Below are 9993 nucleotides of genomic sequence, written 5' to 3'. Positions count from 1 at the left end.
AACAAAAGCTCTGCTTATTGGTTGGATTGCTCTAATTCTCTGGTAGCATCGACCATGACTCACGCCATGACTGGGTCATCGTTAATGAAAATATCTACTCAAGAAATATCAGAGAGGGAAGCATGAAGCTCAAGCATCTTAGCCTGTCCGTGATGATCATGGGCACTGCGCTCGGCCTGGCGTCCACTCAGGCGGCTGCCTCGGGTTATCAGTTCGGTTCGCAGAGCGTCTCCGGCCAGGGCACCGCCCACGCCAACGGCGCGGAAGCCAACGATCCGTCCACCATCTTCTCCAACCCGGCCGGGCTGACCCGGTTGGATGGCACCCAGCTTTCCACCGGCGTCACGCTGGTGGTGCCGCATTCAGAATACAATGACACGGGCTCGACAACCACTGGGGCATTGGGCTTTCCGGCTCATGCCACCGGAGGCGACAATGGCGGCACTTTTGCCCCGAAGGCCGTGGCAGCCCCGACTTTTTACCTGTCCAGCAAAATCAATGACAAGATCACCGCCGGCATCGGCATGTACGTACCCTACGGCGCCAAGCTGGACTATGGCTTCGGCTGGGCCGGTCGCTATGCGTTGAAAAGCATTGATCTGCAGTCTCTGAACATTAATCCGTCCATCGCCTTCAAATTGGACGATCGGCACTCTTTCGGCTTTGGCATATCCGCCCAATACATGAAGGCGACGCTGGAGCAGGCTGCAGATGCTACTACAGGTCTCAATGCCGCGTTATATCAGAAGGTTTTAGCTGCGACGGGAAGCCAGGCTGCGGCGCTGGGTGCAGTGAATCAAGCGGCCATTAATGGCGACGGTTTGGCGCATGTGGAGGGAGATGACTGGGGCTTCGGTTGGAATATTGGCTATATGTTCCAATTGGATGAGAACACCCGATTCGGCTTGGCTTATCGCTCTAGTGTCAAGCAATCGCTGCAGGGGTCTTCGACTTGGACATTCAACAATGTAACCAATAATGCCCTGCCATCGTTTGGCATTGCGGCTAATGCGTTGGGTGCCCAGGCAAAGGCTAAGCACCCGGATGCGTCTTCTTCTGTGGATGTAAGCACCCCGGAAACCGCTTCCGCCAACTTTTTCCATCAACTGAATCCGAAGATTGCGCTGATGGGCGATGTGACCTGGGTGCGCAACTCGCGCCTGCAACAGATCGACATCAAGCAATCCGCCGTCAATGGCGTGGCCCAGGGCGATCTGGTGCTGCACCAGAACTGGAGAGACACCTGGCGGGTGTCGGTCGGCTCCAACTATCAGTTGAACGACAGCTGGATGTTGCGCGGCGGTTTGGCCTGGGAGCAGTCGCCGGTCAAGGATGATCAGGATCGCCATCCGGCGATTCCGGACAGCGACCGCATCTGGCTATCGCTGGGCGCCAACTTCAAGATCAACAAGCAAAGCTCGATCGATCTGGCCTACAGCTTCATCGATTTCAAAAACGCTAATGTCAATTACACCGATGGTTGCAGCCCGGCAGGCACCAGTCCGACCACTGGCGGCGCATGTACCGGCAACGGCGGCACGGTCAATGGCACCTACAAGACCTATCTGCAATTGGTGGGCCTGCAGTACAACTATCGTTTCTAAGCCGTCGTTGACGGCTTGAAATCACCAACAGGGCAGGCGCGCAGCGTCTGCCCTGTTGTCGTTGCGGCACAGTGGATGGCTTTGTTGCGGCCGCGCCAGCGCCGCATGCAGATTTTTTACAAAACCTGCTTTGATTTTGCCCAAAATGGGTTAGACTAATCCGACATAAAAGCGAGTGTTTGATATTTTATCTGCACTGGCAGATCGTCTGGGCGTTTTCAAGCCAAGCGTGAAAAACCGATGGTCTACAAAGCCGGCCTGGCAGCAGGCTGGTAGCGGCGACAGACCGGAACAATAGCGAAATCGCCGGTCGTTCTATCAAGCAGTACCCGCCTGCGCCGCGCCGGCCCCCGCGGGCGCGGGCTCAGGGCAAGGACGAATCAACGCCCGTCCTTGAAGCAAGCTGGACAGGCAAGAGGGGCCTGTCTCATGTGTGTTTCAACAAATCGAGGAAACCATGTCTCAAACCAAATTCAATGTGCGCAAGGTAGCCGTTCTCGGCGCCGGCGTGATGGGCGCGCAGATCGCCGCTCATCTGGTGAATGCCAAAGTCCCCACCATCCTGTTCGACCTTCCGGCCAAGGACGGCGACAAGAACGGCATCGTGCTCAAGGCGCTGGACGGCTTGAAGAAGCTCAAACCCTCGCCGCTGGCGGGCCAGGACGTGGTGGCTCACATCCAGCCGGCAAACTACGACGACCATCTGCATCTGCTGAAGGATTGCGACCTGGTGATCGAAGCCATCGCCGAACGGATGGACTGGAAGGCCGACCTGTACCACAAGGTCGCTCCGCATCTGGGCGAACACACCATCTTCGCCACCAACACCTCCGGCCTGTCGATCAACGCGCTGGCGCAAAGCTGCCCGGATTCCGTGCGCCCGCGTTTTTGCGGCGTCCACTTCTTCAACCCGCCGCGCTATATGCACCTGGTTGAAATCATTCCCTGCGTCACCTCCGACGCCCACATCCTGGACAACCTGGAGCGCTTCCTGGTGTCCACGCTGGGCAAGGGCGTGATCCGCGCCAAAGATACCCCCAACTTCGTCGCCAACCGCATCGGCGTATTCTCGATGCTGGCCACCATCGCCAATGCCGCCAAGTACGGCATCCGCTTCGACGTGGTCGACGACCTGACCGGCCCGCGGCTGGGCCGTCCGAAGTCTGCTACCTTCCGCACCGCCGACGTGGTGGGCCTGGACACTTTCGCCCATGTGGTGAAGACCATGCAGGACACCCTGCCGCAAGACCCGTGGCACGGCCTGTTCCAGACTCCGGACTGGATGCAGAAGCTGATCGCCGCAGGCGCGCTGGGCTCCAAGACCAAGGCCGGCATCTACAAGAAGGACGGCAAGCGCATGTTGGTGCTCGACCCGGCGAAGGGCGAGTACGTCGGCTCCGGCGAGAAGGGCGACGACGCTGTCAAGGAAATCCTCAAGATCGCCAACCCGGCGGAGAAATTCCAGAAGCTGCGCGATAGCGAGCATCCGCAGGCGCAGTTCCTGTGGGCATGTTTCCGCGACGTGTTCCATTACATCTCCTTCCACCTGGGCGACATCGCCAACTGCGCCCGCGACGTCGACTTCGCCATCCGCTGGGGCTTTGGCTGGAGCGCAGGTCCGTTCGAGACCTGGCAGTCGGCCGGCTGGCAGCAGGTTGCCAAGTGGCTGGAAGAGGACGTCAAGGCCGGCAAGGCATTGACCGCCGCTGCATTGCCGGCTTGGGCGCTGGAGAGCGACCGCGCCGGCGTGCATTTCGCCGAAGGCTCGTTCAACGCCGCCGACAAGAAGCTGGTTGGCCGTTCTACCCTGGACGTCTACCAGCGTCAGCTGGCTCCGGCCAAGGTGCTGGGCGAAACCGTGGCGCCGCTGGGCGAAACCGTGTTCGAGAACGAGGGCGTGCGCGCCTTCACCACCGGCGACGAGGTGCTGGTGGTGTCGTTCAAGTCCAAGGCCCACGCCATCGGCCCGGCCGTGCTGGAAGGTTTGAACACCGCCATCGACATTGCCGAAGACCGCTTCAAGGGCCTGGTGATCTGGCAAACCGAAGAGCCGTTCTCGGTGGGCGCCGACCTGCAGTCGATGATGCCGGCCTTCATGATGGGCGACTGGGACGCTATCGACGCCACCATCAGTCGCTTCCAGTCCACCGCGATGCGCCTGCGCTATAGCCAGATCCCGACCGTGGCGGCAACCCAGGGCTACGTGTTCGGCGGCGGCTGCGAATTCGCGATGCACTGCGACAAGACCGTCGCTGCGCTGGAGTCCTATGTCGGCCTGGTGGAAGTGGGCGTCGGCCTGCTGCCGGGCGGCGGCGGCTGCAAGGAATTCGCGCTGCGCGCTTCGCAGGAAGCCCGCGGCGACGTGCTGGCCGCGCTGAAGGACTACTTCATGGCCATCGCCACCGCCAAGGTCGCCACCAGCGGTGTGGAAGCCCAGGAAATCGGCTTCTTCCGCAAGGGCGATCCGGTGGTGTTCAACAGCTACGAGCTGCTCTATGTGGCCCAGCGGCAGGCGCTGGCGCTGGCCGAATCCGGCTACCGTCCGCCGTTGAAGGTGAAGGCTTTCCCGGTGGCCGGCCGTTCCGGCGCGGCGTCGATCAAGGGTCAGTTGGTGAATATGCTGGAAGGCAACTTCATCAGCCAGCACGACTTCTTCATCGCCTCGCAGATCGCCGACGTGATGACCGGCGGCGACCTGGAAGCCGGCACCCTGGTGAACGAGCAATGGATTCTGGACCTGGAGCGCAAGGCCTTCATGACCCTGCTGAAAAACTCCAAGACCCAGGACCGCATCGCCAACATGCTGACCACCGGCAAGCCGCTGCGCAACTAATATGAGCTGCCCACAAGACGCCTGATGCTGCGCTGCGCCGACTTGCCGTACTAGATGTACTGTCTGCGTCGACGCGCCTTGCCCCAGGCGCTTGTAAACGGCTCAAACATCCAAGAATGCAAAGACGGGCGGTAGGTACCAAATCCTGCCGCCGGTCGCGAAGGAGCAAAAGAATGGTTAAGCAAGTACAAGAAGCTTACATCGTCGCCGCCACCCGCACCCCGGTGGGCAAGGCGCCGCGCGGCATGATGCGCAATGTGCGCCCGGACGACATGCTGGCGCATGTGATCACCGGCGCGCTGGCGCAGGTGCCGAATCTGGATCCGAAACTGATTTCCGATTGCGTGGTCGGCTGCGCCTTCCCGGAAGCGGAGCAGGGCCTGAACATGGCGCGCATCGGCGTGCTGCTGGCTGGCCTGCCCAACACTGTGGGCGGCATCACCATCAACCGCTACTGCTCGTCCGGAATCAACGCCGTGCAAATGGCGGCCGACCGCATCCGCCTGGGCGAAGCCGACGTGGTGATCGCGGCGGGTTCGGAGTCGATGTCGCTGGTGCCGATGATGGGCAACAAGGTGTCGCTGAACCCGGACATCTTCTCCAAGGATGAAAACTACGGCATCGCCTACGGCATGGGCCTGACCGCCGAGAAGGTGGCGCAGCAGTGGGGCGTTTCGCGCGAGGACCAGGACGCCTTCGCGGTGGAGTCGCACCGCCGCGCGCTGGCCGCCATCGACGGCGGCAAGTTCAAGAACGAGATCACTCCGCTGGAAGTCACCTACCGCACGCCGAATCTGGAAACCGGCGAAGTGGTGTCCAAGACCCGCGTGCTGGATACCGACGAAGGCCCGCGCCGCGAGACTTCGCTGGAAGGCCTGGCCAAGCTGAAGACCGTATTCGACGCCAAGGGTTCGGTCACCGCCGGCAACTCTTCGCAGATGTCCGATGGCGCCGGCGCGGTAATCCTGGTGTCGGAGCGCGTGCTGAAGGAATTCAACCTGACTCCGATCGGCCGTTATGTGACCTTCGCGGTCAAGGGCGTGCCGCCGGAAATCATGGGCATCGGCCCGAAAGAGGCCATCCCGGCCGCGCTGGCGCAAGCCGGCCTGAAGCAGGACGATCTGAAGTGGATCGAACTGAATGAAGCCTTCGCCGCCCAGGCACTGGCGGTAGCGCGCGATCTGGAGCTGGACATGTCCAAGGTTAACCCGCACGGCGGCGCGATCGCTCTCGGCCACCCGCTGGGCGCAACCGGCGCCATCCGCACCGCCACCCTGGTGCATGGCATGCGCGACTCCGGCCAGAAGGGCTACGGCATGGTGACGATGTGCATCGGTACCGGCATGGGTGCTGCCGGCATCATCGAAGTGCTGTAAACATCGCCGCTCCGGCATGCCGGAGCTGGGAATTGAAAACGCCACGGACTTGTCCGTGGCGTTTTTCTTGCGTGGCGAGCATGTTGATGCGTTCGGCAGGGGCATCGACTTCTGCGCATGACGGTCGATCTGTTTCACGCAGCCTACCCTGGCCGCGTCTGGGATGGAAGTCGGCATGCGGCGGAGGCAAACAAAAGGCTTGCCATGGGCAAGCCTTTTCTTGCGTAGAGGTGGCGCCGCGGGCTTATTTGCCCAAGTAGCGGATCACGTTCATATTGCCGGTGCTGCGCACCACCACCCAGCCTGCTGGTACCGGCGAGCCCAGCATCACCGAGATTTCGGTGCCGGCCGGCGCGCCCTTGGTGTAGTGGATGACGTTGTTGTTATTGCCGGAGCGTATCACCACCCAGTCCGCCGGAATGGGCGAACCCAGCATCACGGTGATCTCGCTGGCATAGCGCGAGCCGTTGAGATTGTACAGCGTATTCATCGTGCCGGTGGCGCGGACCACCACCCAGCCGTCCGGGATCGGCGAGCCCAGCATCACCGATATCTCGGTGCCAAGCGGCGCGCCTTTGACGTAGTGGATGACGTTGTTGTTGTTGCCGGAGCGTATCACCACCCAGTCTGTCGGGGTGGGGGAACCCAGCATCACGGTGATCTCGCTGCCGTAGCTGGAGCCGTTGAGATTGTGCAGCGTGTTCATATTGCCGGTCGAGCGGATCACAACCCAGCCGCTAGGAGTGGGCGAGCCCAGCATCACCGAGACCTCGGCGCCCAGCTGAGCGCCCTTGGTGTAGTAGATGACGTTCATGGTGCCGGTCGACCGTATCACCACCCAGTCCTGCGGGACCGGCGAGCCGAGCATCACCGACAGCTGCTGGGTGTAGGAAGCGCCTCTGGTATCGGTGATCTCGTTCTGGTTGCCGGTGCTGCGGGTAATCACCCAGCCTTCCGGCACCGGCGAGCCCAGCATGATCCATTGCGTCTGGCCGTAGGCCATTGGGGATAGGCGCGCGGCCTGCGGTTTTGCAGTTTCGGCGGCGCCGGATGCCGGCACCGCATTGGCGAAGGCGGCGCTGGTCAGCAGTGTTGAGGCGGCGAGGCAGAGCAGTTTTTTGATTGACATGGAGTTGTGCTTTTGGCGTAGTTGCTGCGGTTGGACACCTGTGGCGTCTGGGAATCGGCCTTGCCGGGGCGATGGCTTGAGGCGGTTTCCAGAGGGGAATATGTCAATTTTAAAATGACTTTGTCATTGATTGTATGTGTTTATCCATTTCGTGGCAATCGGCGGCGGAGGGGGCTTGGGGTGAAAGCAGAAAGCGGTTTGGCCGTTGATGGGAGGCGTCCATACAAGCGGCTCTAGGCGCACAGTCCTTCCCCACATTTCCAGGAGAAATTCGGCTGTGGCTTCCACCTTGCTTTAGTTTCGGTTTTAACGTTTCCATGATTGCATTCTTTCAACAGATTGCATCTCTGAAAACTTGGCCTAATTCAAACTTTTCTTTGTAAAATTAAAATAATTATCCGGATAATCCGTCTTGACATCGTCATGTCTAGTGCTAGGATTTTTGTATAAGCGAAATTTATTTAGCTTATAAGCAAGTGGTTTGCAGAAGATTGCTGCATTGTAAATGCAGCCTTGCTGAAAATAATAGCCATTCATCCGTATGTTTTTGATTTGTAAGGATACGCCCACAAAGCCTGACGCAGGCCATTCTGGTTTCATCGCCTTCCCGCAGTGCTGCCCTTTATCAAGATGAATAACCGCGCGAGGTTTCCATGTCTGAAAACGATATCGCTCAAACACCAACTCCCCCGTATCCGGAATATTCGGATGCGGTACTGATTAAGGAGGCTGACTATGGTGTACTGAAGCAGCTTGAAGGCGCATGGACTAACTACAATCCGGACAAAAAAGATGTGGGGTGGGGATTGCATACCACCTGTATGCCATCACCGGGAACAAACTCAGAAACGATTTTTGGCATATTTCATTTTCTTTGTGAAAACTATACAGAGGAACTTACGTTTACTCTGGTTGATGGGAGCGTACGGAATCGCGGTGGCGCAAACGAACAGTTTGCTGGCGCGGTGAAATACAATCAAAGCATACAACGTGTAAGTGATGGTGTCGGTATTCACGAAGAAGATGGGATGTATCTATGGATGAACCCGATGTACAACCATGCGGCTACTGAAGAATCCGTTATTTCAGATAACGGTTTCCCCGGAATTGCCATTGGCGCCGGCGCCAACGGGCCAAATTATGTGCCGCCGTATTCCATTGCGCGTAGCGGGACGATACCCCATGGCAGTGCGATCATGATTACCGGCGGGTTTCAGGCTGATATCCCTGGCAAACCGGAATATCCTATAGGCACCGATTGCTGGACCCAGCCATTTACAAACTCGTGGCCAACGACTCCGCAACCGCAAGACGATACCGTGCCCGCTGCCATTGCTGCCAACCCCGTGCCCTTGGCAGGATCTCCGCTCGCCATTTCACCCAGCATGGGCGCATCTTCATTGCTGTCAGTGGGGGACGGTTCGCCCGCCGCGCCGCTCAATCTTGATGAGCCGGCTCCTGCCTGGGCATTTGACAAGTCATTGCCGGCAACACAGCCCGACAGCAATCTGACATATTTCCAACGGATTGTCGCTCATCCAAACTATCCGTATTCCGTTCGTCCTGATTTGCGATTGCGTGACGCGATTAAAGATCAGCGCATTAAAAAATATACGCTGATTCAGCTCAGCAGCAAACACAATGGCGGACCGCAAGGCGGGATTTTGAATACCCCATTCGTGAGCACATTTGCCAATGTGACGGAAATGAATCTGAACTTATGGATACAAACTTTGATAGACAGCGATGGCTGCGAAGTATTGCAACTTCAGTATGAGCAGGTGCTATTTTTTGAATTCATGTTCGGTTCAAACGGCCAGGTGACGCGCTGGCCTCATATTCAGGTCAATACTTTGAGAAAGAAGCCGGACAGTAGATTGCCTTTAAAATTCTAGGATTCGTTTTTATTCAAGCATGAAGTGTGGCAGGTGAAACGAAAACACCGCTTCGCAACGCTGAAGCGGTGTTTTTTATTGCGATGCGCAGTTAGCTGACGAACTTGTCTACCCGCTCCGACAAACGCAGCTGGCAGGCGGTGGCCAGCTTGAGCAGTTCCGCGCTGGTGGCCGGCATCTTGCCGGGCGGGGCGATCAGCTCGGCCATGGCGCTGAGCGTGGAGACGCTGCTGTTCAGGCCGATCAGCCTGCCGTGCGGCCAGCGCTGCTTGTTGTTGGGCGCGTAATCCAGCGCCACCACCCAGCGCGAATGCTGCCAGGTGCCGGGTTCGCGCAGCACGGCTTCCATGACTGCGCGGCTCACTTGCTGCGCCGCCTCTGCGGCGAGGGCCAGCGCCAGGTGCAGGGTTTCCGCCGTATGGGCCGCGCCGGTCTCCTGCAGCAAAGCCGGGCGGGTTTCCTCCAGCCACCAGCGCCGCAGCCGCCGCGCGCCGGGTTTCTTGATGCGGCGGAACACCTCGTCCAGCTCGCCTTCGGACAGGCACAACACCGGCTCCGCCTCGTCCGCCAGCCGCAAGAGCCGGCCCAGCGGTTCGCCCAGCGTCTTCAGCAAATCCTTCACCTCCAGCTTCATGGACGCGGCCACCTCCGCCGCCACCAGCCAAAACCCCTCCGGTCGCCGCACCACCCGCATGGCCAAACCCTTGGCGAAATCCAGCCGCAGCGGCGTGTTCACCTGCTGATCGATAGCCGCACTCATGGCCGAGCCTCCCCAATCCAACGCGCAAACCGCGCCGCCAAAAACGCAAGCCGATACGTGGCGCGCAGGCGCAACGAGGCACGCGACACGCGGCGGGGAGGGAGAATAAGAGGAGGGGAAAGAGAAACGACAAACACAAGACGAGCATCCATGGTCATGGACTCCTAGCGGTTTTGTCTAAAGCGCCCCCTGTTGAGAGGGGCGGCCGGGTACTTCAACACCGCCGCTAGACGGCCCACAGATTTCCCCCGTTGCCGGGGTATTGTATGGCTGCACGCTACCCGGCCATAAGCTTTGGACGCGCCGAGAGAGCGGCACGACAGGAAACCTATGGACGCAAAAAAGCCACGACTTACGGGCGCGGGCTAACCGCTAGCGGAGAGGTGTGTTGAGCAC

The 9993-nt window shown here is 59.4% G+C and carries 6 protein-coding genes; 4 read left to right on the top strand and 2 right to left on the bottom strand.

Features of this window, described 5'->3' with window-relative positions; all coding sequences use genetic code 11:
* The first annotated feature begins 122 nt into the window (after positions 1-122).
* The 3 genes from BI344_RS21755 (at position 123) to BI344_RS21745 (ending at position 5813) form a co-directional block, all read left to right on the top strand.
* The gene (locus BI344_RS21755) at positions 123-1604 is read left to right on the top strand and encodes an OmpP1/FadL family transporter (protein ID WP_071114889.1); all 1482 of its coding nucleotides are present in this window, start codon (positions 123-125) and stop codon (positions 1602-1604) included.
* 457 nt (positions 1605-2061) lie between these two features.
* Positions 2062-4437 carry a 3-hydroxyacyl-CoA dehydrogenase/enoyl-CoA hydratase family protein gene (locus tag BI344_RS21750; RefSeq protein WP_071114888.1) on the top strand — a complete coding sequence of 792 codons (2376 nt, stop codon included), beginning with the start codon at positions 2062-2064 and terminating at the stop codon, positions 4435-4437.
* 173 nt (positions 4438-4610) lie between these two features.
* Positions 4611-5813 carry an acetyl-CoA C-acyltransferase gene (locus BI344_RS21745; RefSeq protein WP_071114887.1) on the top strand — a complete coding sequence of 401 codons (1203 nt, stop codon included), beginning with the start codon at positions 4611-4613 and terminating at the stop codon, positions 5811-5813.
* Between the two features lie 244 nt (positions 5814-6057).
* On the opposite strand, the gene BI344_RS24645 is transcribed toward BI344_RS21745, so the two are convergent.
* Positions 6058-6942, bottom strand: coding sequence for a copper resistance CopC family protein (locus BI344_RS24645; protein ID WP_071114886.1), 885 nt, complete (start codon positions 6940-6942; stop codon positions 6058-6060).
* 653 nt (positions 6943-7595) lie between these two features.
* Here BI344_RS24645 and BI344_RS24200 point away from each other — a divergent pair.
* Positions 7596-8837 (top strand): peroxidase, FMP-type, encoded by a 1242-nt coding sequence (locus BI344_RS24200; protein ID WP_139167110.1) that lies wholly within the window; start codon positions 7596-7598, stop codon positions 8835-8837.
* Positions 8838-8928: 91 nt separating this feature from the next.
* Here the strand turns inward: BI344_RS24200 and BI344_RS21730 are convergent, their stop codons facing one another.
* Complete coding sequence (locus tag BI344_RS21730) at positions 8929-9597, bottom strand: BRO-N domain-containing protein (protein ID WP_071114884.1); 669 nt, start codon at positions 9595-9597, stop codon at positions 8929-8931.
* Between the last annotated feature and the right edge of the window lie 396 nt (positions 9598-9993).

The sequence above is a fragment of the Chromobacterium sphagni genome (assembly GCF_001855555.1).
In the GTDB taxonomy this organism is placed as follows: Bacteria; Pseudomonadota; Gammaproteobacteria; order Burkholderiales; family Chromobacteriaceae; genus Chromobacterium; species Chromobacterium sphagni.
Note: the sequence above shows the minus strand (reverse complement) of the source record. Positions and strands in the feature narration are given on the sequence as shown.

Excerpts from the sequence above, each read along its gene's own strand:
- BI344_RS21755 (WP_071114889.1), top strand. The coding sequence starts at position 123 with ATGAAGCTCAAGCATCTTAGCCTGTCCGTGATGATCATGGGCACTGCG.
- BI344_RS21750 (WP_071114888.1), top strand. The coding sequence starts at position 2,062 with ATGTCTCAAACCAAATTCAATGTGCGCAAGGTAGCCGTTCTCGGCGCC.
- BI344_RS21745 (WP_071114887.1), top strand. The coding sequence starts at position 4,611 with ATGGTTAAGCAAGTACAAGAAGCTTACATCGTCGCCGCCACCCGCACC.
- BI344_RS24645 (WP_071114886.1), bottom strand. The coding sequence starts at position 6,942 with ATGTCAATCAAAAAACTGCTCTGCCTCGCCGCCTCAACACTGCTGACC.
- BI344_RS24200 (WP_139167110.1), top strand. The coding sequence starts at position 7,596 with ATGTCTGAAAACGATATCGCTCAAACACCAACTCCCCCGTATCCGGAA.
- BI344_RS21730 (WP_071114884.1), bottom strand. The coding sequence starts at position 9,597 with ATGAGTGCGGCTATCGATCAGCAGGTGAACACGCCGCTGCGGCTGGAT.